This is a genomic window from Methanosarcina acetivorans C2A, assembly GCF_000007345.1.
Classification (GTDB): Archaea; Halobacteriota; Methanosarcinia; order Methanosarcinales; family Methanosarcinaceae; genus Methanosarcina; species Methanosarcina acetivorans.
On record NC_003552.1, the window covers coordinates 5,160,082 to 5,182,479 of the forward strand.

A 22,398-nucleotide genomic window follows, 5' to 3' on the forward strand; every position below is an offset into this window, starting at 1 on the left:
ATAATTGAGTGATCAAAGACAGAAGATATATTAACTTCTGGGCATATGTTATGGGAAGTCATAGCAAACTGGAGGTCTTGTTCAAATTGAATTCTGAAAAGCTCAAAATAGCTGTTCTTGGAGGAACCGGCAACATAGGAGAAGGAATGGTCCTGAGGCTTGCCCTCCAAAATCTTATGCCTGATGGTGTGAAGAACGAGGTAATTATCGGGTCCAGATCTCTGGAAACTGCAGATGAAGCTGCAAAAAAAGATTTATTAGAGCTTGAAAACTGTGGATTTGACACATCAAAGATGACAATTACCGGCATGGACAACCTTGCTGCAGCACAGGCAGCCGAAGTAATAATACTTACAATCCGCTTTGACTACGTTTTGCCTTTGCTTGAAGAGATTCGAGAGGCAATTGAAAATAAGATCCTTGTTACCCCTGTGGTCCCGATGGTAAAAGAAGAAGGCCTTATGGTATACAAACCACCGGAAGAAGGTTCAGCAGCCCTTGCAATCCAGAAAAATGTCCCTGAGTCCACCAGAGTTGTTGCAGCTTTCCACAACATCCCTGCGGGAAAACTCAAGGATGTCGTCAAATGCAAAGCAGTACACGATGCGCTTGTATGCAGTGACGATGCCGAAGCAAAGAAACTTGTAATGGAGCTAACAAGGCACATGGGATGCCTCAAACCCCTGGACGGAGGCCCTCTTAAGCAGGCAAGCACCATGGAATCTCTGACACCTTTACTAATCAATCTCGCAAAACTGAACGGGCTTAAAGACCTGGGAATAAATTTCTCCTGAGAAATAAAACCGGAAAAAGCCTGAAGAACATAAGAGCGGAAGCTGTACAAAAGTAATAGAAACCTGTTTGGGGACGTGGAACCCTGCGCAAATAACTTACTTTTTATATAATAACAGACATATTAAAAGATATCAAGGGTTTTGCACCTTTGCCTATGGATATGAAGCCAGACATTAGAAGCGAGATAAAAATAAGGCTACAACAACTCTTGAGAACTGAGATTAAAAATAAGGTTGAAAACTCTTGAGAAGTGAGATTTAAAAAATAAGGTTACAGCTACTCCTGGAAAGAGATGTGTTATTTCTGTTTTTAACAAAGACTCCGGGAGGGACTCAGAACCTATTCAAAACCGTTCAGAATCTAAGGTTCGTCTCTTGATCTTGGACTTCAACCCTGAATAGATTTAGTTTATGTTAAATAACATGAGAGTAATACGAAATATAGTAGAGAATTTACCGGAAGAGAAGCAGCGAAAGAGAAGCCTGCCGGAAAAATCTGCTGGCAATGCCTGCTAAAAATAAAACTGCTGAAATTCTCTTCCTTAAAGGAACCTGAAAAGAACTAATTTACTGGAAATCCCCGGGAATCAGCCGGTGGAGAGGTTCATTCATCCTGAAAATCAGAAATTCTGCCCTGGATACAGGGTTTTACTCAGACCTTTTTCTTTCGGTTATATTTGTTTTTCTAAAACGGAAGAAACAGTATAAAACCAGACCCAAAATCAAACTCAAAACCAGACAGTGAACCTGTATGAGTGAAGAACTGCTAAAACTGCTAAAGGCTGAAGGGCTTGACCTGCTTTCCTGCATGCACTGCGGCATATGCACGGGAAGCTGCCCTTCGGGACGGCACACCGGACTCAATACCCGAAGAATAATTCGAGATGCACGCAAGAACAGAGCTGCCGTTCTTTCAGATTATGACCTGTGGCTCTGTACGACCTGCTACACATGCCAGGAGCGCTGCCCGCGCGGAATCCCAATTACGGATGCTATTCTTGAGTTAAGGAGGCTTGCAGTAAGAGAAGGCTTGATGCTTCCCGAACACCGCTTTGTCTCGGAAATGGTACTGGAATGCGGGCATGCGGTTCCCCTTGACGAAGAAACAAAGAAAAAGAGGGAAGAACTGGGGCTAGACCCGATACCCGAAACCGTTCAGAAAGATCCGGAAGCCCTTGAAGGACTGAAAACCCTGCTCAAAACCTGCAAGTTCGACGAGCTGGTGGCTAAAAAATAAGGAGGCAGGAAAATAATGGCAAAACTATCGCTGTTTCGTGGCTGTATCGTACCCAACCGCTACCCAGGGATTGAAAAAGCAACCAAACTCTGCCTGCAGAAACTTGAAGTTGATGCAGTTGACCTGCCGGGAGCCTCCTGCTGCCCTGCTCCCGGGGTGTTCAAGTCCTTTGACAAAGCAACCTGGCTAGCCCTTGCAAGCCGGAACATCGTCCTCTCGGAAAGGATGGGAAGAGACATCCTGACCGTTTGCAACGGTTGCTACGGGTCCCTGGCAGACGCGAACATAGAACTGAAAAACGACCCTGAGATGAAGGCCTGTACAAACAGCTGCTTAAAAGAGATAGGTATGGAGTATAAGGGAACAGCTGAGGTCAGGCACATAATCGAGTTTCTGTACAAGGAACTGGGACCTGAAAAACTCAAAAGCTTCATCACAACCCCCCTTGACCTGAAAGTCGCCCTTCACTACGGATGTCACCTGATCAAGCCCTCAAAGGAGAGAAACCTTGGAGAAACGGAAGCCCCGGTCTTCTTTGATGAGCTGGTTGAAGCCACAGGTGCGAAAAGTGTGGACTATACCGACAAAATGATGTGCTGTGGGGCAGGCGGAGGAGTCCGTTCAGGGCACGCTGCCGAGTCCCTGGAGATGCTTGAACATAAGCTTGCCTGCATCCGAAATGCAGGAGTGGACTGCATTGTCAATGCATGCCCCTTCTGTCACCTTCAATTTGACAGGGGACAGCTTGCAGTCAATGAGAAGTTCGGAACCGACTACTCAATCCCGGTTCTCCATTACTCCCAGCTCCTTGGCCTTGCTCTCGGCTTTTCTCCGGACGAGCTGGGGATAGAACAGAATGCAATCCAGAACATCGAATTTCTTGCAAAAATCTACGAAATCAGCGCAGGTTTAAGGTAAATAACCAGAAATAAGGCAGAAAGAAATCAAAAACAAAAAAAGATAAAAATAAAGCAGAATGCCTGAAAAAGAGGTTTAAGGTAGAAAGACTGAGAAAGTTTTTTGACCCCGGAATTTTCCCCAAGGAGACATTTCCTCAAAGCCTTACACTTAGCCTTCCTGTTTTCCTGCCTGCACATACCAGAGGCATTTTTGCCTCCATTTGCAGGTCCCGCATACCTCTTCGACATCCGAAGCTTTGTTAAGTTTTGAATTTATGAGCTTGAAGGCTTCATCCGCATTCAGAACAGTCCCGGCATCCAACTTCAATATATCCAGGACGATGAGGTCCATCTTCCGGATCTTCTGAGAAAGGACCGATTCCTGAACGGTGCATTCTCTTTTGCTGGGGCAGGAGACGCAGATTGCATCACATACCGTAACAAGCTTGAGAGGTCTGGAAGGAAAAGCCTCAAGATCCGAGATCACAGCCCGCATATTGGCAACAAAAGCCGGACTGTACCCATACCCCTGGAATCCCTGGATACAGCAGAGGTGATGCGCTCTTATATTCAAGAGTTCTGGATCGGATTTTGAATCGGTTTCAGATTTGCATATGGATTTCTCGAACATGCATTTCTCCGGAGCTTAAAATCACAAAGATTAAAAAATATTTTCTAAAAATTCACTCTATAATTCACTCTATAAAATCGATTTCCGAATCTCCGAGATAGGGCAATTCCAGCAGAGGAAGTGTTATCGCAGGAGCTTCAGAGCATTTTGCAAAAAGAATATCATAGCCCGTTTTAAGCCCGAGCATGATATTCAGGTCGGTGCCGTCATTGTTCAGAAGGAGAGCCTGTCCTATAGGGTTGCAGGCAGCTTCAAACCCCTGACTCTCGGTTTTTTTGATCCCAAGACTTTCTTTTTCAAGGCTGCAAACCTTACAGCAAACTGAAAACACCTCAAAATATCTTGAAAGAATATCATAGACCAGCCTTGCTTCTCTCTCATGCTCAATACAGAAAGCAATTCCTATCTTCCGGTACCCGAGCCGCTTTGAGTAAATTGCAATTTCCTCCAGCTTTGTCCTTTTTGCAGAGTCCGATTCAAGCCAGGCGGAAATCTGAATCGATTTGAGATTCTCGCCGTTATACTCAAGTCCTGATTTGAGAACAGAGCAGTTTTTGCCTACAAGGCATTCCTTATTCCTGCACAACGCACACTGCACACTTTTTCTCCCGGGGGTTTTTAAAACGAATAGGTATTATGAGCGTGAACTACCGCTAAACTAAAGATTTAGCGGCTTCCTGAGTCATCCTCCCAACCAATGTTAGCGAGTCGCACAGGCTCTACCCCTCGTTCCAAAGGTGAAACAGAATATGAACGTGAGATTATACTTGAGATGCTTTCCAGCTTCCGGTTTTCTCCGGCTTGACGTTCCCGATCCCTTCAGGTATGAGGATACCCTGTTATCCAACTCCTCAGCTTGGTTTTCGCATTTTGGTTGTGGCGACAGTATCAAATATTATAATATAGTTAATAATACAAACTTATTTGCAGAATCAATATCAAGAGAATGTTTAGAAGTTGACGCTTATATCCCCTGAGCTTAAAGACTCAGGGGTTTTACGCTGTTCTACGCTTCTTCATATAAACTTTACAGGTATAAATATTGACATGGAAGAAATAAATGTACTGGTAGGATTCATGATAAAGGAAATGAATGAAAAAAACAAATGAGAAAAGAAAGAAATCTCACTTAAGAATGAGAAGAAATAAAAACCCCAGAAGGGTTATTTCTGCCTAGCTTTAGGCATAGGGCCTTCATAGAGTTTTTCAAGGGCATTGACAATTTCTTCAAGCTTGCTGAAAGGAATCCCTATGAGCATTTCATCATTTTCGATATCAGTGGCTTTTCTACACCCGAAACAGCCTAAAGAAACGTTTATTTCTCCTGTCAGGCTCGGCAGGATGGTTGTGTCGGCGCAGGTTGCCTGGGAAGCTGCACTGCTGAAATTAACCCTTCCGCCTTTATAGTAAGTGGCTGCAGGGATAATCCAGTAAATAGTTTCCGGCCTGTCCACGAGAATAACCACATCAGGTTCAACCTTTGCGTCCTTCAGAGGGCCCACAACGGTTGCAGTTCCGCTTTCGGACTCAAAAGCCGGGCGCTTGGAAATCATGCCGGCTGCTGCCTCCACACTGTCAAACATTCCCAGGTTATGGTGGAATTCCCCTGAAACCACCTTTTCAGGCGTAGGAATAAGCCCGAGGCTTGAAGCGCCTACCACGCAGGCATGCTTGCCTGCAGGAATTACGAAGGACTCCCCTTTCCTGGCTTTCATGATGGATTGGCAGTGCCTGATATTTTTCTCAGGCTCATGATACCCTTCGGGAATGGGTTCTCCCTTTTTGATAACTTTCACTGCCACCGGTTCGTACTTAAGGTCAAGGAACTTGACCAGTTTCTCTGCAAGCTGAGTATAATCCATTGAATTCCCTCACCAACAATTTATTGAACTTACTAACGATTACTAAAGAATTCATCAACTATTTATGAATAAAATTAAAAGAACAGACTGCTATATTAATTAACAGCTGCTATATTATTTAACTTCTTAACATTTCAGTTGAGACTATTTATTTAAATTAAGATTCCCTTATAGGAAGGGTTTTTGAGCACATTTCTTCATCACAGGGCCCTGAAAGCCTCATTTTGATATCTGCCCAGAGCTTTCGAATAATATTTACAAACTCTACAGCTTCAGCCTTCCGGGAATGAGCGGCATATTCGATCACTGTTTCTTCATTCATCATTGCCTCTGTGGTTATATCCGTATAAGGTAAACGAGCAAGAAGGGGAATTCCGGCTTCCCTGCAAAAAGCCTCAATTTCGAGACTCTTTTTTTCGTTGATATCATACCTGTTAATGCAGGCAACAGCCGGAATTCTGAAATGTGCGGTCAGTTTGATCGCCCGTTTCAGGTCGTGAAGCCCGGAAACAGTGGGCTCGCTAAGCACAAGGACAAGGTCAGTCCCGGTAATTGCTGCCATAACCGGACAGCCGGTACCTGGAGGGCCATCAATAAGAACGAGTTTGCAGGAATATTGATCTGCAAGTTCTGAGGCCTTTTTTCGGACCAGGGTCACAAGTTTTCCACTTGCTTCCTCTCCAGTGCCCAGATTTGCATGAGCCATAGGCCCGAAACGGGTTATGGAGGAAACTGCCTGTCCTGAAACTCTCGGCGTAAGGCACACCGCTTTTTCAGGGCAGGCGACAGTACAAACTGCACATCCTTCGCAGCTATACGGATTTATCGTGAAGTTTTCAAGGACTGCTCCGAACCTGCAAACTTCCCGGCAGATGCCGCAACCTGTACAGAGTTCCGAGTCAACGGAAGCAAGTTCCAGTCCCAGACAATCCTCGGTATCAAGTACCCGGGGCTTAAGGATCAGAGGCAGATCGGGTGCGTCGACATCACAGTCGGCAAGTACGGCATTTCCCGAAAGAGAAGAAAAGGCAGCCGTAAGAGTGGTCTTTCCACATCCGCCTTTTCCGCTAATTATAGCCAGTTGCCTCATGATACCCCCATATTTTTGCAAGCCTGGGCTCTTATCATTTCGAACATGACCTTGAATTTTTCCTTCCATCCGGACATTTCCTTAACAAAAGGGACGCCCTCTGAATAGAACCTGGCAATCATTCTATCATTGGGAATGCGGAGCAGGATTGGAATTCCTTCAGCCCTGCAAAACTCTTCCACCCTTGAGTCCCCAAGCCCATCCCGGTTGAGAACAACTCCTACAGGAACCTGAAATATCCTTGCAGCTTCAAGGGCGAGAAGGAAATCATGGAAACCGAAAGGAGTGGACTCGGTCACAAGTACGCAGTAGTCAGCACACCCCAGAACTGCAAGAACAGGACATGCCGTTCCTGGAGGGGAATCAATGATTGCATGTCTACTTTCATCGATATGCCGCTGGAGCGCCCTGATGACAGGAGTCGCCATAGCTTCCCCCACGTTCAGGACGCCACGGAAAAATGTGAGAGATGAGTCAGAGGAATTTTTCTCGATAAGTCCGATAGACCGGGGTTTTTCGTCTATGGCCCCTGCGGGGCAGACAAAGCTGCAGCCTCCACAGCCATGGCAGAGAGATGGAAATGACAGGATCTTATTGGGAAGGGCAGCCAGGGCATTGAATTTACAGAAGCTGGCACAGTTTCCGCAAAGAGCACACCTCTCAGGGTCGATCTCCGGAACCAAGCAGGTTACTGCTTCCAGTGGCTCCAGTTCGAAACCCAGAAACAGGTTGCAATTAGGCTCTTCCACATCACAGTCAAAAAGCTGTACCTCTTCAAGAGCAAGGGCAAGGTTAACTGCAACTGTAGTTTTCCCGGTACCCCCTTTGCCGCTTGCAATTGCAACTTTCATGAGCTGAGCCTTCTAATCCCGCACATAAAAATAGGAGTTAATTCCTCAGTGATGGTGGTTGTGGTGGTCATGTTCTGCACAGGTGTTTTCAGCACTGGCACTATGGAGTTGATTTGCTTTCCAGGCTTCTACCGCATCCTGAACGGTTCCTCCGGCCCCTACGAAGACATCGATTCCATAAGACTCAAACATCTTGACAGCTCTGTACCCGAGCCCCGCACAGAGCATGATCTCCACCCCATATTTACGGAGTAACTCAGGAGGCAGTTCCACCCCTCCCATGTGTTCGCTGGTATTGGGGACCACGAAAATTTCTCCACTGTTGGTATCCAGGATTGTATAAGTGAGAGCCTTTCCAAAATGCTGCTCTACAGCCCCTTCCATGCCGTTGTTGTCTCTTGTGGGTATACATACTTTCATACAGATCACCTTTTAAATTTTCATATATTCCATAAAAATATTGTACAACATTTTTCGGATTATTTGAGATTTTGTTTCCAATATGGACAATTAACTCAATTATTTTTCATACCGCTATGAGTAGAAGCATTCGGGCGCTCAAGGACGGCAAGCTTTCCGGATTGATACTCATGCAAAGCAAAGGCTACCTTGCCTCTGACCCCATAGTGAGTTTCAACACCTGCTTCGGAGAGTATGGAGAAAGAATTCGGTCCCACACTACCCGTTAAGAGAATATCTATCCCTGCTCCCACAACTGCCTCTGCTGCCCGGATACCTGCACCGCTCGGGGCTTCTGAACCGGGATTTTTGATCGATGTCACTGACCCGACCTTCGGCTCAATAATCACAAAATAATTGCATCTTCCGAATTGAGGGTCCACTTCAGAATCAAGATCCTTTCCACAGGCACTTATGCAGATTTTCATATTTTATGCTCCAATATAAAATCCGCTGACTCTCAAACAATACATTTCTCTGTAAATGTTTCAAATAAAGTAGAAGCACATCAGTCCTTCACAAACGCAGAGAAGTCAGAGATATAGAAAGTACAATTTCACTCATTTGTACATAAATATTTATAGTTTTCTATTCGAAAAGAGAAATTGTTATATATTTATTCTGCAATGTGCATAAGTAAGCTATGAAAAAATGCAGAGGAAGGCCAAAATGTCCGAGGCGCGTTGAGCAAACCCCTGATATCACATATTTCAAGCCCCGAGGGGTCCCGCTATCAGACCTTGAGGTGGTGTCCCTCACAGTAGAAGAGCTTGAAGCCCTCAGACTTGTAGACATTGAGGGGCTGAGGCAGGAAGACGCAGCTAGCAGGGTAGGAATATCAAGGAGAGCTTTCTGGGAGGATCTAAAATCCGCCAGAATGAAAGTAGCCATTGCCCTGAGCAAAGGAAAAGCCATAGAAATAAAAGGCGGTAACTATATCAGAGCTGAGAGCTCTGACATTAATGAAGATGCTGATACGTAACAGAGGCATACTAAAAGGGGAAAAAATTGAAATTTTACATAGGCGATAAAAATGACAGATAAGGTTCAACCACTAGAAAGCTTATCGAAAAAGCCCGAGGAACCAAAAATCGTAGTCAACCTCCGGCGCATCAAACGTAAGATTATGGTAATGAGCGGGAAAGGCGGAGTAGGGAAAAGTACAATTGCCGCAAATCTCGCTGTCGGGCTTGCCCTCCGCGGGTACAGAGTAGGTCTTCTGGACTGTGACATCCACGGCCCGACTATTCCTACCATCTTCGGGCTGGAGTCTGCAAGACCTGAAGTAAGCGAAGAAGGAATTCTCCCGATTCAGGTGCTTCCCAATCTCTCAATAATGTCGATTGGTTTTTTGCTTGAAAACAAAGACTCACCTATAATCTGGAGGGGACCTGCCAAAATGGGAGCAATCAAGCAGTTTCTGGAAGAAGTTTACTGGGGAGCACTTGACTTTCTGATTATTGACCTCCCCCCCGGAACTGGAGACGAACCCCTGAGTGTTGCCCAGCTTATCCCCAACTGTGACGGTTCCGTACTGGTTACAACCCCTCAGGACGTAGCCCTCATCAGTGTCCGGAAATCAATCACATTCTCGGAAAAACTGAACGTACCTGTAATAGGACTTGTGGACAATATGCACGGGCTTATCTGCCCTCACTGCGATAAGCCTATAGACGTATTCGGAAGCGGAGGCGTTGAAAAAGCTTCAGAAGACTTCAATATCCCCATTCTTGCCAGACTGCCCATAGAGCCCAAAGTCGCAGAAATGGAAGACAAGGGGACGATCATTCAGGACCAACTCAAACACGGCACAGAGTGGCAGAAGAGCTTCGAAAAAGTTGTGGATGCGGTTCAGGAGACTTTGAAGGAAGAATAAAACAATTTAAAGCCGATTATTTAAAAAGAAATTCATATTTACTTTTTTACATTCCTTCTTCTATTTTTCCCTTTAAAGTAACTCATATTTTTTTCTATTTTTCCTTTTACAGCGACTTATATTTTTCTTCTCTTTTTCCATTTACAGCGACTCATATTTTTCTTAAATTTTCCTTTTATTATAATAAGTTACATAACTATAAGTTGATGTTATATCAGAATATACTAAAGTCTTCCTTACTCACCTTTTTACCTTCAACACATTGACCTATAACCGTTTCTCCTCCCCGGTTCAAGAAAGATTCTCGGGGACCCCTGGCAACATTCAGTTTAGAAATTATAAGACTCACACACCAGTAAGACAGTGATAATGTGATTATTTATGCAGATCTGGTAATAAATTAAAAAAACATAATAATATTTAGTGACACAAATAAGAATGTTAATATACACCACCCGAATACATATTTTCAGTGGTTAAAGTGACAAGTAAGAACAAAAATAAAAATAGTCACATTTTCATTATATTGATTTTCATTGTGATAGCATCGGTATTCTTTTCCGGATGTGCAGATTCCGATTCCAACACTGGTGAAGCGTCTTTGCTCAATGATTCTGAAGAGGCTGGAGGAAACATGTCCTCCGCAAAGGATGGAAACCTTCGAGCCGTTATGATATTCGGACCGGATGAATCCCTTGACCCCGGTTACAAATGGGTAGGCTGGTATGTCCGGGAAGCCGGAATATATGAGACTCTTTTTGCCTATGATGCCGATATGAACCTCGTGCCTGAACTTGCGGAAAGTTATGAAAGTCTCAATGATACCGCCTGGCAAATTAACCTGAGGTCAGATGTAAAGTTCCATGACGGGACGCCTTTCAATGCCGAAGCAGTGGTATTTTCGATAAACCGGGTCCTTGACCCTGATAACACCAGGCATACAGAGTACGATTTTATCGAATCAGTATCAGCTAAAGACGATATGACGGTTATCATCAGGACAAAAGAACCATATGCACCGACCATTGCAAGCCTTTCCGACCCCCTGATTTCAATAGTAAGCCCGGAAGCAGAAGATCTTACCCATAAACCCGTAGGGACTGGACCTTTTAAGTTCGAAAATTACGAAGAAGGCCTCAGACTATCTGTTTTGCGAAACGAGGACTACTGGGGAGGAGATGTTAAGCTTGAAAGTGCGACGATCGACTACGTTTCCGATCCTCTTACAAGGTCATTAAAACTACAGGCAGATGACTGTGACCTCGTCCGGGGCATCCCGGCCACAGAATCGGGCATTATCAACGAAAACCCCGACCTTGAAGTCCTCAGTAAGGAAACCCTGAGGCTCTGCTTTATGTATGTAAACACAAACAAAGAGCCCCTTGACGACCTGAGGGTCAGACAGGCTCTGAATTATGCGATCAACCGTGACCAGGTCGTAAGCGCTGCTCTCGAAGGGGAAGGAGTAACTGCAAAAGGAGTGTTCCCGTCAACTCTGCCCTGGTCAGCCAATGAAAAACTCGAAGGCTACGATTATTCCCCCGAAAAAGCAAAAGAAATGCTTTCAGAGGCAGGAATTACCGATACTGACGGAGACGGCTGGCTTGAATACGAAGGGAAGCCTTTCGAACTTACCATTCGCACCTATGAAAAAAGAGCCGAACTCAAACCCACAGCTGAAGTTATAGCTTCCCATTTTGGGAAAATAGGGATCAAAACCGAGGTAATTGTCCTTGAAACAGGAGCTTTGAGTGCGGATACAAGCGATGGGAACTATGACCTTTCCCTTTATGCCTGGGGTGTTGCCCCTGCCGGAGACCCTGACTATTTCCTCTCCTACCATTTCGAGTCTTCCGGAGAACAGGCAGGATGGACAGGGTACTCTAACAGCGAGGTTGACGAATGGATCAAAGAAGCCAGGGAAAGCACAAGCCCTGAGGAGAGACAGGAATACTACGACCTGATCCAGGCCCGGGTGCTTGCAGACTCTCCGGAAATATTCGTATTCTATTATACGGAACTTGACGGAATAAACAAACGGGTAAAAGGATATGAGATTTACCCGAATGAGATTTCCTTCATTACAAAGGACATCTACATTGAAGAATGATTAGAAAACTTTGCAGGGAGAACTTCTGCTAGAAGGGATCTCCCTGCTTTTCAGGCCAATAGCTTACCTGGAAAAAAGCAAATTTATGAAAATTTAAAAGCAGAAACCGCTTATCTCTTAAGAATTTATTATGGATTGATGTCATGGACTGCAAGAAAGTTATCGCTGATTACTGGAACCTCAGGTCTTCCACATATACAAACGGAGAGAACGGCTTTGATGCAGAAGAGAGGATTATCTGGAGGCGAATGCTTGAAAATTTCTTGCCTCCCGGACAAAGGTTAAAGGTACTGGATGTAGGGACCGGGCCTGGTTTTCTTGCGCTTCTCTTTGCTGAAATGGGACATGAAGTGACAGCCGTAGATATCTCCATGGGCATGCTTGAAAAAGCACGGAATAACGCAAAGACCCTGGGTGTCAAGGTTGACTTATTTCATGGAGATGCGGAAAAATTGCCATTTGAAGACTGCTATTTTGACCTGGTCGTAAACAAATATCTGCTCTGGACCCTCCCTCAACCGGAAATAGCAGTCCAGGAGTGGATGCGTGTCCTCAAACCGGGAGGCAGGGTCTTTGCTATCGACGGCAACTGGTTTAACCCCCGCCCGGACAAGAAGGTCAAGCGCTGGATTACCGGCGTGGTGAACCCCGACATGAACAAAAATCCCTCCAGATCATTTTTCAATGAATTTTACGGGCCGATCCGAAAAGCTCTCCCTCTTTACGAGGACATAAGCCCGGAAAATGTCTCAGTTGTCTTTTCCAAAATGGGTTTTGAAAACACTGCAGTAAATCCCCTTCAGGAAGCGCAGAAATTTAAGAAAAGCAAGCTTCCATTCATCCAAAGATTTCTCAGGGATACCCCCATCTTCCTGATTACGGGACAAAAGGCAACTGAATAAACCTCCAGTTTTTCTCCATTTTTTGAGTTTGAGCTTAACCATTGTTTTTTTGTAGATAGTCGGGCTTCTCCCGGATCTGACGAAAACTTCAATGCAGGCTTATAATTCAGGCGTTATACAAGAAACAATCTATCAATCAATAGCTCCCTGCACGGAAGACATCTTTTTCAGGTATTTCAGAGTCCAGGGACAGGCAGCAATACAGATCCCACATATAGAGTTTTTCACGCCACTTTTTTTGAAATTTTTCGTACATTCCTCATAGCATGCTCTTATGTCCAGAAACTCGTCCCTGTAACGCCCCGGATACCATTCTTTTCCCGAGATGGCACCTGCCGGGCATGCTTCCGCACAGCGAGTACATTCCCCACAAAAAGAGCGTTTTACAGGTGTACCGGGTCTGAGAGGAGCATTGGTAAAGACCGTGTTTAAGCGAAGAGCCGAACCAAACTTCTCTGTAACAAGGAGGTCACATTTGCCTACCCAGCCCAGGCCCGCCCTTGTGGCCGCAGTTTTGTGGGGAAAATCCACGGCTAATTTTTCCCTATCAAAATTTTCCGTGGTAGGACCAAGGGAAACTGCCTCAAATCCCTTCTCTTCCAGATAGCTTACAAGCTTTGTGCCCAATTCCCTCAGTTTCCCGTTGGCTCGTGTGCATTCGGCAGAATAACCAGAATCAGGCCCATTGATGAGTTCCCTGAGAAAATCGGGGTCCAGTGCAACCCCGTAAACTACCGCCTTCTGCAGGTCCGGATAAGGATTCGAATCCAGAGAACAAAAACCTGCAACCCCTGCTACGGAAACCCCGTTTTCATCAAGATAATGTATGACTTCGGAGGTAATATCATCATTCGTCAATTCATTATCATTCGTCAATTCATTATCATCCGTCAATTCAACATCATTTGTCAATTTATCCTCTCCTCCTTTTTGTAAACTATTCACTGAATTCGGGCAACAGGTATCATACTACAGTAAAACAATATTCGGCCTATTGAGTATTTCATCAGTATGAAAAAAATTTCATATAAAAATATGCCCTGAAAAGAGATTTCCGGATTGTATAACCATTTTTAGGGACAATATACACTTTTTAGAAATATCATGAATCCGGACCTGCTGAAACAAATAGAAAATACTATATATGAAGAATAGAGAGACAAATTAAACAAATGAATAACAATAAGTTTTAAAAAAACATAGGCTAGTGCTAAAAATGGTGTGTGTAAAAATACTAACACACATATTAAGAAAGATAGTGTTTATGGCACCTGTATTTCTTTTCATTTCTATTGTCAGTTTTTCTTTAATATATGTAACCCCCGGAGACCCTGCAGAAATCATCCTGACAAGCTCCTCTGGAGGGGCTGACCCTGCCGCGGTGGAAGAATTCAGGATCAAAGAAGGTTTTGATAAGCCCCTGTACGTGCAGTATCTCAACTGGCTTGGAGATGTGTTGCATGGTGAACTTGGTTATTCATATATGAGCGAACGCCCGGTCTCAGAGGCAATCCTGCAGGCCTTTTCCGCAACTCTCAAGCTTGCCATTGCAAGTTTCCTGGTCTCGCTTGTGATCTCGATTCCAGCAGGCATCCTTGCAGCTTTGAAGCGGGATACCTGGATTGATGACCTGAGCAGGCTTTTTGCCCTCCTTGGGGTTTCTATGCCAAATTTCTGGCAGGGTTATCTTATGATACTGGTTTTTGCCGTATTCCTACGCATTCTTCCTGCGGGAGGGTTCGGAGAAAACGGAGACTTTTTACATCTTATCCTGCCCATGCTGACTCTCGGGACAAGTTCCGCAGCTATTACAATGCGCCTGACGAGATCCAGCTTCCTTGAGGTACTCCAGGAAGACTACATCTATGCAGCCAGAGCAAAAGGGCTTTCGGAAAAGGTTGTGATTGGAAAGCATGCCCTTAAAAACGCCATGATCCCCGTAATAACCATGGCGGGTCTGAATTTCGGATACCTACTAAACGGTTCTGCAGTGGTCGAAACCGTATTTGCCTGGCCAGGGCTCGGAAATCTTATTGTCAATTCGATCTACAACAGGGACTATCCCATGATCCAGGGAACCCTTCTCTTTGTAGCTGTTCTCTTTGTAACAATAAACCTGCTTGTTGACCTTTCTTACAGTTATCTTGACCCGAGGATTCGAGATGAAATACAGGATTAAAAACAGGAGCTTGCTTGCCGGGATCATAATCCTCAGTTTCCTCACCTTTATAGCCCTTTTTGCAGCCTGGCTTGCCCCTCATGACCCGGAAGCAATAGACCTGGACCTGAGGCTGACTCCGCCAAACTCCGAGTATCCCTTCGGCACCGATCATCTGGGGAGGTGCGTGCTGAGCAGAGTACTGTTTGCGAGCCGCATATCTCTTATGATAGGGATTTCAGTCGTGACGCTGTCCCTTTTTACAGGGATAGTCGTCGGCACCACTGCTGGTTACATAGGCGGGCTCGCAGATGAAGTCCTTATGCGATTTGTAGACGGAGTTCTGGCTTTTCCGAGCATGTTTCTAGCCCTGGCGATCGTGGGACTTTTCGGGGGAGGACTTGCCAACATGGTACTGGCCCTTGTCCTGATAGAGTGGACAGGCTATGCAAGAGTGGTCAGAGCGTCGGTACTTACGGTTAAAAGCCGGGAATTCGTCACGGCAGCCAAAGGGTTTGGGGGAAACAATCTGTACGTGATCGTTCGTCATGTTCTTCCTCATGCCTCATCCCCTCTCCTTGTTATGGGAACCCTTGGGATGGGATATGTGATCCTCGCATCTGCAGGCCTAAGTTTTCTCGGGTTTGGAGTGCAAACCCTTCCGGAATGGGGAGCCATGCTTAATGAAGGCAGGTATTTTCTCCGCACCGCCCCATACCTTATGATCTTTCCGGGAATTTCGATAATGCTTACCGTCCTCGGGTTTAATTTCCTGGGAGACGGGCTCAGGGACTTGCTTGATCCGAAATCAAAGCAGAAGCAGGACTCATTATGACGCGAAATCTTATCACCCCTGATCCCGGGTCCGGGAATGGTTCTCCACCCCTGCTTGAGATCTGGAATTTGAAAGTTCATTTCCCTGACGATGCCGGCCCTGTAAGAGCCGTTGACAGTATTGACCTTACAGTCAGGGAGAAGGAATGCTTTGGAATAATAGGAGAGTCCGGCTCGGGAAAAACGGTGCTTTGCCTGGCGATTCTGGGTCTTCTGCCCGGAGATGCGTCATTTTCAGGAGAGATCACATTTAAAGGAGAAAACCTTTTTTCGATGCCTTCCCGGGAGATCAGGAAAATACGCGGAAAGGAAATCGGAGCAATATTTCAAAACCCGGCAACTTCCCTTGACCCTGTATTTACAATAGGAGATCAGCTTTCGGAAGCCCTGAGCAGAGGCGAAGGCTTTTCGAAAGCTGAGGTAAACACAAATTTAATTCATCTCCTGAATAGAGTCAGCATCCAAGACCCTGCCCTTCGGATCAGGCAGTACCCCCACGAACTGAGCGGGGGCCTGAGGCAAAGGGTGATGATTGCCATGGGAATTGCTGCCGAACCCTCACTTATCATTGCGGACGAACCCAGTAGCGGGCTGGATCTCAGGATAAAGCGAAGAATCATATCTCTCCTGCAGGATATAAGTCAGAATGCGACAATGTTTATCGTCACACATGATCTGGAGCTTGCAGAAAAGCTCTTTGAGACCCTTGCTGTGATGTATGCAGGAGAAATTGTAGAAATTTCAGGCTGCAAAGAATTTTTCAAGGCTCCGATGCACCCTTTTTCGGAAGGGCTTCTGAATTCGCTTCCTTCCAGGGGGATGCAGCCGATCCCGGGGTCAAGCCCTTCCTTGACTGCCCTCCCGGAGGGGTGCAGGTTTTTCCCCCGGTGCAGGTATGCAATGGAGATTTGCAAAAACAAGCACCCGGAACTATTTTCCTTAACGGGAGAACGTCAGGTGAGGTGTTTTAAGTATGCTTGAAGTCCGGGGGCTGAAAAAATATTTTTCTTCAGGGATTTTCAAAAAAGAGGTTATAAAGGCAGTAGATGACGTTTCATTTGAAGTCCGGAAAGGGGAAACCCTCGGGCTTGTGGGAGAAAGCGGGTGCGGAAAAAGCACTGTTGGAAAGTGCATCCTTCGTTTTGAGCAGCCGGACTCCGGGACCATATTTTTTGAAGGGAAGGAGCTGACAGGACTCCCCAGAAAAGAGTTTTTGAAAGTGCAGCCCAGGATGCAGATGATCTTCCAGGACCCCTATTCATCCCTTGACCCAAAAATGATGATAAAATCAAGCATTTCCGAGCCCCTCAGGCTTCAGGGAGTTAAAAAAAAAGCAACTTATGCCGAAGTTCCCCTCCTTCTGAAATCGGTAGGGCTTTCCCCGGAACATGCAAACCGATATCCTCACCAGTTGAGCGGGGGGCAAAACCAGAGAGTTTCCATAGCAAGGGCTCTGTCACTGAAACCGAATGTCCTGATTGCGGATGAGATTACAGCTTCCCTGGACGTGTCAGTACAGGCACAGATCCTGCATCTAATAAAGAACCTCAAAAAGGAACTTTCCCTGAGTATGCTTTTTATTTCTCACGACCTCGAAGTTGTAAGGCATATGTGCGATCGGGCAGCTGTAATGTATGCCGGAAAGATCCTGGAGATCGGAGCCGTAGAGGAAGTATTTTCTCGACCGCAACACCCTTATAGCCGGCAGCTCTTATCCGAGCCGATTAGGGATATGAAGGCAAAAGAGATCTGGAAGCCTGATTTTGAAGCCAAAACCGACATTACCTCTGGTTTTGAAGGCTGTGTATTTTACGGAGAATGTCCTTATGCGGACCCTGAATGCAGAGCTGAAAAACCGGAGATGCTACAAACAGGGCAAGACCACTACATTTTGTGTAAGAAGTTAACAAAATGAATCCTGTTTTCACACTCTATTTTTTCACACTCTATTATTTCATATTTTTTGCCTGACTTCATGGAATTCATCAGCCACCGCAACATTATCCAGAGAGGATTTCTGAGGCCCGGATGAAATTCCCGAATTAACTCTCCGCTAAACTGCAAAATTCCTACCTTCAGGCTCAAGAAAAACAAAATTATTTGAAATAAGAAAGAATTACTAATACGGAAAGCTTAAAGAACTACAAGATAAACAACTAATGTTGAGAACATGAATAAACTAATTATACCACTAATCCTGCTCGCATCTGTAATCTTTACGGCAGGCTGTACTGAAAGCCCGGAAAGCGCCACAAGTGCCCAGGAAATAAGTGTTGTTGAAAATATGACCTCTCTGGAACAGATAAACACGTCCGTCCAGGAAGGTCCGGTTCTTATAAAAGTAGGAGCTGAGTGGTGCGGACCATGCCAGCAGATGAAACCCATCCTGAGCGACCTGGCAGCAGAGTACACTGGAAAAGTCACGGTCATGTCTGCAGATATAGATCAGAGTCCTGAAATTGCAGCGTACTTCGGAATAGCCTATATCCCTGATTCCTTTGTAGTCGTGGGCTTTGAAAACGGAGAATATGTTTACATGCAGGAAGACGGAAACGTCACTACGGACAGATTCCAGGCAAGAGTTCTGGGAGTCAGGGATAAACAGGTGTATGAAGAGCTTCTGGAAAGAGCCGTTCTTTACTATGAGAACAAATAATAAAAAGCGGCTTTCCCGTAGAACTGAACTTCAAATCCTGCGTCAGTTGGAAAACTCAGGGTTTCCGGCCGAGTTTAGACTGAAAACAGTTTTCCGTTTAAAAAACGTACCGTAGCAAAAACAAACTGAAAAACACCGAACCAGACCATGTCTTATGAAGCTATTTCACCCGTGGTTGCATTTGGTGCAGGAGTTCTCAGCGTCCTGTCCCCATGCATCCTCCCCCTTCTTCCTGCAGTTCTTGCAAGTTCAACAGGAAAAGGAAAGTTAAGGCCCCTTGCTATAGTGCTTGGAGTATCTATTTCTTTCACCCTCATGGGAGTCGTGACCTCCGCCTTCGGAGCAGCTTTCCAGGCATACCTGGGACAGCTGAAAATCCTGGCAGAACTTCTGATCATTACGATGGGGCTTGCAATGCTCTTTGAGATAAGCCTGTTTAACGCCTTTGCAAGATTTCCCCTGCTTGCAGGAATGAACGAGAAAGGACCGATCTCAGGTCTTCTGTTGGGACTTTCCCTCGGAGTGCTCTGGATTCCCTGCGTGGGACCTATCCTCGCCTCAATCCTGACAATGGTAGCCCTGGAAGGAAGTGCTGCTAGCGGTGCACTGACCCTTTTCATCTATTCTGCAGGGTTTGCGGTACCCATGCTCCTGCTTGCATACTCGGCTCACCTCTCCACTTCAAAAATAAAACTCATATCAAAATACGATGCGGCCTTCAAAAAGGGAGCCGGGATAGTGCTTCTCCTTGTAGGGCTCTGGATGGCCTATCAGAACCACCTCAGCTGGCTCATCTGATTTTTTTTACTTAGCGTACCAAACAATATACATTTGACACAGTTTGAAACAAAAATTTAGGGAAGGAAACAGCAGGTTAAAACAATATTAAACCTGTTTCTTCTCATACGATTGATTCGGTTTCCATGGAAATAGGGACAATTTCTCCTGACTCATAGTTCTTACTGTACAACCATATATCAACTAAAGTATGACTATGGGGAATTTCTATCTTAACCGTGCTTGTAATCTGTTTATCCATGGTTACCTTAAAAATATACTCTCTTTTCTCGCGGTGGAACCGAAGGCTTAAAGGACGAGCCTGTGAAAAATCGCCTTCAGACTCAAGACTGTAGGTTTCGTTTATTATTGATTTGTTCTGCTGATCGAATACTTCAACTGCCACTTCATGACCTTTAACGTCATGGTTGTGTATCACGAAAAAAGGGGCAGCAGATCCCATAAAAATGAAGGGAAGAAAGAGATAGAGAACTAATATGAATACCAGAATAGTGATACCTGAAATAACCAGTTTCTTGGTATTATTACCCAATCAGATCCACCTCAGAGAAGAATTCAAGAAAAATACAAATACAGGAAGTTTCACCGGCATATTCTCACATCATTTCGTTAAATTCTATGAGGATAGGGATCGTTTTGGGGGATTCGTAGTCCAAATAAGTATCACCATAGTCCTTACTGTATAAACGTACGTCGGCAAAAGCATGACTATTCGGAAACTCCAGTTTATCCGTGCTTGTAATCTGCTTATCCATAGTTACCTTAAATGTGTATTCTCTTTTTTCCCGGTGTAACCTTAAACTAAAAGGACGAGATCGTAACATATCACTTTTAGGTTCCAGAATGTAGGTTTCATTTATTATTGATTTGTTCTGCTGATCGAATACTTCAACTGCCACTTCATGACCTTTAACGTCATGGTTGTGTATTACAAAAAGAGGTGCTGCAGGTCCCCTAAACATGAAAGGAAGAGAAACATAGAAAAACAAAGCGATTGTCAGGAGCATAAAAAGAATAACCAGTTTTCCATCATTGCTGCCCAATTGGATCCAACCCTGAGAATAATGTACAGGACTTACGCACTTGAAATATAAAATCAAGCACATGCAGAGCCGACAACATTTTTTTGGTTAATACAGTTAAGTCTTTTCCGCTCGTGGTTTTCAGCTCAACTGCGTAAGTCCTAATGTAAAAAGAATATACATATTGTTCTTACGATATATTCTTGACTCGGATTACAAGATGGAGAACTACAAATATAAATTTATCGTAAAGGAGAAAATAATGTCTGGGTGCCGTAACTAAAAAACCGGTTAGAAAACAAAAAAAATAGCTCGAGATAAAAGAAAAAAAATCAAAAAAGAAAGCAGAAATTGTTATTCTTCACTTTCCCTTGCGATTGCTACGAGCTCGTTTACACAGGCAACAGCCATCGGAGTCCCCCCCCTTGTCCCGACACAGCTGATTGAAGGGATGGGAATTTTCAGGTTCCGGACCATTTCCCTGGATTCGGCTGCGTTTACGAAGCCAACGGGAAGCCCGATTATAAGAGCAGGCCTTACACCTTTTTCGATCAGCTTGCAGACCATGATGAGGGCCGAAGGGGCATTTCCGATTGCGATGATGCTGCCGTCCAGTTTGTCTTTTGCGGCAAGGTATCCTGCGGAGGTCCGGGTAATTCCGTATCTGTTGGCGATTTCGGCGTTCGGGTCTTCGTCGAGGACGCAGATCACTTCCGAGGAGTGACCGACCTTTGTGATCCCGGCTTTTACCATATTGATATCAACAAAGATAGGAGCGCCTTTTTTAATTGCTTCAACCCCAGCAGGTATGGGGTCGTGCGTAAAACGCATGATGTCGGCAACCGAGAGGTCTCCTGTAGCAATTACGCAGCGCTGGCGGAAACGGTCTTCGGGTGTGGAATTCCCGACAATTTCCCGGATCATTGTCCGGCTTTTCATGTAGATGGCTTTTGCCTCTTCAGTCCTTGCCCCCGAGTCGGTACAGATCTTTACAAGTTCGGGATCGACTTCCACCGTAAGCTCGGTAAATTCTTCGAGGTTCTCTTCGCTTTCATTAGCACTTTTTTCAGTAGTCATATTTCTTATGATACCCCCTGGGTGTTATGATTATATCCTTTTTCGGAGACTTCCAGATCCGGGACTCCCCGTTACCTATGAGAATAGCGGTGCTCATATCCACCCAGTCCTCATACTCCATGACCTCCCCGAGGGTTGTCACGATCTGGTCCTCTTCCTCGCCCCTCATGGCGTTCTTGACAAGCCCCACAGGCACGGAATCGGCCTTGTACTTGCGGATGATTTCGATTGCCCTTGCAAAGTTGGACTTTCTTTTGCGGCTCTTTGGGTTGTAAAGCCCTATCACGAAATCCGCGTCTGCAGCCATGTTAAGCCGCTTTTCGATAACCTCCCAGGGAGTTAAGAGATCGCTTAAGCTGATCACTGCAAAGTCCGTCACCACGGGTGCACCGAGAATACTTGCCCCTGCAAGGACTGCTGTAACCCCTGGAAGGATTTCTATGTCCACGTCAAGGCTCTCGTGCTCAGCAACCTCCAGCACGATTCCTGCCATGCCGTAGACGTTGGTGTCGCCCCCGCTGACCATGACCACGTTTGCGTTTTTTGCAAGTTCCACGGCTTTCCGGGCTCTTTCAACCTCTTTTCCCATAAAACTCCGGATTACCTCCTGCGTGCCGAGAAGACTTTCCATCTGATCCAGGTAAGTACTGTTCCCGAGAACATAATCGGCATTGAGGATTACGTCCCGGGCTTTGAGGGTTAACTGTTCCACGGAGCCCGGCCCTATCCCTACAACGTAGAGTTTTCCGCCGGATGCCTTATCTTGCGATTGCGATTGTGACTCTGCCATAGACTTTCTTCCTGCAAATCAATTCGTGTTTTTCCGAGAGGGCCAGTGCAGCAGGCTCTGCAACCCCTTTTAACCCGAAGCGCGAAGCCTGGGAGGATGAAGGAGGGTTGTAGCTGTTCAGCACCTCATCCGGCAAAAAGTTCACCGGAATGTCGAGAATTTCACCTGCTTCCAGCAGACCTCGCTCATTTTCTTTGAGTTTCGCAGAGGCAAAAGCCGTAATCTCCTGGAGACTCAGGCCGCATTCGTCAAGCGCCTGTTTTACGGCGTCAAGAACTTCTTCTTTTGTAATGCCCCTGCGGGTTCCGATTCCGAGAATCATCATTAATCATTTCCACTGCTTTATTATGCA

26 protein-coding genes are annotated in these 22,398 nt (G+C 45.4%); 13 read left to right on the forward strand and 13 right to left on the reverse strand.

Annotated features, from left to right (window positions below):
• Positions 1–86: 86 nt before the first annotated feature.
• From npdG to hdrB, 3 genes are all read left to right on the forward strand, one after another.
• A complete protein-coding gene (gene npdG, locus MA_RS22115; protein ID WP_052279215.1) occupies positions 87–794 on the forward strand; it encodes an NADPH-dependent F420 reductase in 708 nt (235 codons plus the stop codon).
• Positions 795–1,545: 751 nt separating this feature from the next.
• Complete coding sequence (gene hdrC, locus MA_RS22120; protein WP_011024118.1) at positions 1,546–2,031, forward strand: CoB--CoM heterodisulfide reductase subunit C; 486 nt, start codon at positions 1,546–1,548, stop codon at positions 2,029–2,031.
• A gap of 15 nt (positions 2,032–2,046) precedes the next feature.
• Positions 2,047–2,949, forward strand: coding sequence for a CoB--CoM heterodisulfide reductase subunit B (gene hdrB / locus MA_RS22125; protein ID WP_011024119.1), 903 nt, complete (start codon positions 2,047–2,049; stop codon positions 2,947–2,949).
• Between the two features lie 150 nt (positions 2,950–3,099).
• Here hdrB and MA_RS22130 read toward each other — a convergent pair whose 3' ends face one another.
• The 7 genes from MA_RS22130 to MA_RS22160 all read right to left on the reverse strand — a co-directional run bounded on the left by MA_RS22130 (position 3,100) and on the right by MA_RS22160 (position 8,251).
• Positions 3,100–3,561, reverse strand: a complete 462-nt coding sequence (locus tag MA_RS22130; RefSeq protein ID WP_011024120.1) for a DUF1284 domain-containing protein — start codon at positions 3,559–3,561, stop codon at positions 3,100–3,102.
• A 64-nt stretch (positions 3,562–3,625) separates the two neighbouring features.
• Positions 3,626–4,159 carry a DUF1847 domain-containing protein gene (locus tag MA_RS22135; protein ID WP_011024121.1) on the reverse strand — a complete coding sequence of 178 codons (534 nt, stop codon included), beginning with the start codon at positions 4,157–4,159 and terminating at the stop codon, positions 3,626–3,628.
• A gap of 565 nt (positions 4,160–4,724) precedes the next feature.
• Positions 4,725–5,423, reverse strand: coding sequence for a DUF169 domain-containing protein (locus tag MA_RS22140; protein WP_011024122.1), 699 nt, complete (start codon positions 5,421–5,423; stop codon positions 4,725–4,727).
• A gap of 157 nt (positions 5,424–5,580) precedes the next feature.
• Entirely contained in the window at positions 5,581–6,513 is a 933-nt protein-coding gene (locus tag MA_RS22145) for a 4Fe-4S binding protein (RefSeq protein WP_011024123.1), read from the reverse strand.
• The gene (locus tag MA_RS22150) at positions 6,510–7,364 is read right to left on the reverse strand and encodes an ATP-binding protein (protein ID WP_011024124.1); all 855 of its coding nucleotides are present in this window, start codon (positions 7,362–7,364) and stop codon (positions 6,510–6,512) included. Before MA_RS22150 ends, MA_RS22145 begins: the two co-directional genes overlap by 4 nt.
• 45 nt (positions 7,365–7,409) lie before the next feature.
• Positions 7,410–7,784 (reverse strand): NifB/NifX family molybdenum-iron cluster-binding protein, encoded by a 375-nt coding sequence (locus tag MA_RS22155; protein WP_048065940.1) that lies wholly within the window; start codon positions 7,782–7,784, stop codon positions 7,410–7,412.
• Positions 7,785–7,879: 95 nt separating this feature from the next.
• On the reverse strand, positions 7,880–8,251 hold the full coding sequence (locus MA_RS22160) for a NifB/NifX family molybdenum-iron cluster-binding protein (protein ID WP_011024126.1): 372 nt from the start codon (positions 8,249–8,251) through the stop codon (positions 7,880–7,882).
• 215 nt (positions 8,252–8,466) lie between these two features.
• Here MA_RS22160 and MA_RS22165 point away from each other — a divergent pair, with 215 nt between their 5' ends.
• The 4 genes from MA_RS22165 to MA_RS22180 all read left to right on the forward strand — a co-directional run bounded on the left by MA_RS22165 (position 8,467) and on the right by MA_RS22180 (position 12,711).
• Positions 8,467–8,805 carry a DUF134 domain-containing protein gene (locus MA_RS22165; protein ID WP_011024127.1) on the forward strand — a complete coding sequence of 113 codons (339 nt, stop codon included), beginning with the start codon at positions 8,467–8,469 and terminating at the stop codon, positions 8,803–8,805.
• Between the two features lie 51 nt (positions 8,806–8,856).
• Positions 8,857–9,699, forward strand: coding sequence for an Mrp/NBP35 family ATP-binding protein (locus MA_RS22170; RefSeq protein WP_011024128.1), 843 nt, complete (start codon positions 8,857–8,859; stop codon positions 9,697–9,699).
• 538 nt (positions 9,700–10,237) lie between these two features.
• A complete protein-coding gene (locus MA_RS22175) occupies positions 10,238–11,809 on the forward strand; it encodes an ABC transporter substrate-binding protein (protein WP_226990685.1) in 1,572 nt (523 codons plus the stop codon).
• A 143-nt stretch (positions 11,810–11,952) separates the two neighbouring features.
• Positions 11,953–12,711 carry a methyltransferase domain-containing protein gene (locus tag MA_RS22180; protein ID WP_011024130.1) on the forward strand — a complete coding sequence of 253 codons (759 nt, stop codon included), beginning with the start codon at positions 11,953–11,955 and terminating at the stop codon, positions 12,709–12,711.
• 132 nt (positions 12,712–12,843) lie between these two features.
• On the opposite strand, the gene MA_RS22185 is transcribed toward MA_RS22180, so the two are convergent.
• Positions 12,844–13,623 carry an epoxyqueuosine reductase gene (locus MA_RS22185; RefSeq protein WP_157860384.1) on the reverse strand — a complete coding sequence of 260 codons (780 nt, stop codon included), beginning with the start codon at positions 13,621–13,623 and terminating at the stop codon, positions 12,844–12,846.
• Positions 13,624–13,942: 319 nt separating this feature from the next.
• Here MA_RS22185 and nikB point away from each other — a divergent pair, with 319 nt between their 5' ends.
• The 6 genes from nikB (at position 13,943) to MA_RS22215 (ending at position 19,157) form a co-directional block, all read left to right on the forward strand.
• A complete protein-coding gene (nikB, locus tag MA_RS22190) occupies positions 13,943–14,890 on the forward strand; it encodes a nickel ABC transporter permease (RefSeq protein ID WP_011024132.1) in 948 nt (315 codons plus the stop codon).
• Complete coding sequence (locus MA_RS22195) at positions 14,874–15,704, forward strand: ABC transporter permease (RefSeq protein WP_048065941.1); 831 nt, start codon at positions 14,874–14,876, stop codon at positions 15,702–15,704. Before nikB ends, MA_RS22195 begins: the two co-directional genes overlap by 17 nt.
• Entirely contained in the window at positions 15,701–16,684 is a 984-nt protein-coding gene (locus MA_RS22200; protein WP_011024134.1) for an ABC transporter ATP-binding protein, read from the forward strand. The genes MA_RS22195 and MA_RS22200 overlap by 4 nt, the downstream gene beginning before the upstream one ends.
• Positions 16,677–17,618, forward strand: a complete 942-nt coding sequence (locus MA_RS22205; RefSeq protein ID WP_011024135.1) for an ABC transporter ATP-binding protein — start codon at positions 16,677–16,679, stop codon at positions 17,616–17,618. Before MA_RS22200 ends, MA_RS22205 begins: the two co-directional genes overlap by 8 nt.
• Positions 17,619–17,873: 255 nt before the next feature.
• Positions 17,874–18,359: a thioredoxin family protein gene (locus tag MA_RS22210; protein ID WP_011024136.1), complete on the forward strand. Its 486-nt coding sequence runs from the start codon at positions 17,874–17,876 to the stop codon at positions 18,357–18,359.
• A gap of 147 nt (positions 18,360–18,506) precedes the next feature.
• Complete coding sequence (locus tag MA_RS22215) at positions 18,507–19,157, forward strand: cytochrome c biogenesis CcdA family protein (RefSeq protein WP_011024137.1); 651 nt, start codon at positions 18,507–18,509, stop codon at positions 19,155–19,157.
• A 103-nt stretch (positions 19,158–19,260) separates the two neighbouring features.
• On the opposite strand, the gene MA_RS22220 is transcribed toward MA_RS22215, so the two are convergent.
• From MA_RS22220 to MA_RS22240, 5 genes are all read right to left on the reverse strand, one after another.
• Entirely contained in the window at positions 19,261–19,689 is a 429-nt protein-coding gene (locus MA_RS22220) for a hypothetical protein (protein ID WP_011024138.1), read from the reverse strand.
• Between the two features lie 64 nt (positions 19,690–19,753).
• Positions 19,754–20,200: a hypothetical protein gene (locus MA_RS22225; RefSeq protein WP_157860385.1), complete on the reverse strand. Its 447-nt coding sequence runs from the start codon at positions 20,198–20,200 to the stop codon at positions 19,754–19,756.
• A 333-nt stretch (positions 20,201–20,533) separates the two neighbouring features.
• Positions 20,534–21,256: a precorrin-8X methylmutase gene (locus MA_RS22230; RefSeq protein ID WP_011024140.1), complete on the reverse strand. Its 723-nt coding sequence runs from the start codon at positions 21,254–21,256 to the stop codon at positions 20,534–20,536.
• Positions 21,246–22,046, reverse strand: a complete 801-nt coding sequence (gene cobJ, locus MA_RS22235; protein ID WP_011024141.1) for a precorrin-3B C(17)-methyltransferase — start codon at positions 22,044–22,046, stop codon at positions 21,246–21,248. The genes MA_RS22230 and cobJ overlap by 11 nt, the downstream gene beginning before the upstream one ends.
• A complete protein-coding gene (locus MA_RS22240) occupies positions 22,015–22,371 on the reverse strand; it encodes a cobalamin biosynthesis protein (RefSeq protein ID WP_226990686.1) in 357 nt (118 codons plus the stop codon). The genes cobJ and MA_RS22240 overlap by 32 nt, the downstream gene beginning before the upstream one ends.
• Positions 22,372–22,398 lie beyond the last annotated feature (27 nt).